1 protein-coding gene and 1 pseudogene are annotated in these 681 nt (G+C 49.8%); both read right to left on the bottom strand.

Annotated elements, in window-relative coordinates:
• Window positions 1-212 (bottom strand): annotated as a pseudogene (thiH, locus tag R7Z47_RS25030) (2-iminoacetate synthase ThiH); the annotation flags it as partial.
• 15 nt (window positions 213-227) lie between these two features.
• The coding region (locus tag R7Z47_RS25025; protein ID WP_411913064.1) for a HisA/HisF-related TIM barrel protein at window positions 228-681 on the bottom strand (454 nt) is incomplete at its 5' end.

The raw sequence follows: 681 nt of genomic DNA, 5'->3' as shown, positions 1-681 counted from the left end.
GTGTTGCCAAAACGCTTACGCGTCAGCGAATAAGAAAACTTTGCCATCTGCTCTAAGTACGGTTCAGCAGCAGGAGAAATCAACGCTTTAAAATCTTCCAAATCTCGTTTCGGTTTTGCTAGCGCCCTTTCCACATCCTGCGCCGTTTTGGCATAAATCGACATGGATATGTCATCCCAATCGAGCTGCTGAAAGCGATCATAAAAGCTCATCTTGAACCCTCACTTCTACAGTTCATCGAGAAAAGACGTTAGCGGACTGGAAGCAACGGCATGAGAAACTTTCCCTGCAAGCCCAGCTTCATAAGCCATACGACCTGACTCGACTGCCATCTTGAACGCTTTCGCCATCGCAACGGGATTACTTGCAGCAGCGATCGCCGTATTGACCAACACGGCATCCGCGCCCATTTCCATCGCTCTTGCCGCATGTGAAGGCGCACCAATTCCCGCATCCACGACAACAGGTACGTTCGCTTGGTCAATAATGATTTCTAGAAAATCGTGCGAAGCGATACCTTTGTTCGAACCAATCGGCGCACCCAATGGCATCACCGCAGCACAGCCAACTTCTTCCAGCCGTTTACATAACACCGGATCAGCATGGCAATATGGCAAAACAATAAAGCCATCTCGCACGAGCTGTTCGGCAGCGGCTAAGGTTTCTATGGGGTCAGGCATT

The organism is Vibrio sp. 1641 (assembly GCF_033339995.1).
Classification (GTDB): Bacteria; Pseudomonadota; Gammaproteobacteria; order Enterobacterales; family Vibrionaceae; genus Vibrio; species Vibrio alginolyticus.
The sequence above is the reverse complement of the archived record's forward strand: the minus strand, read 5'-3'. Positions and strand labels throughout refer to the sequence as shown.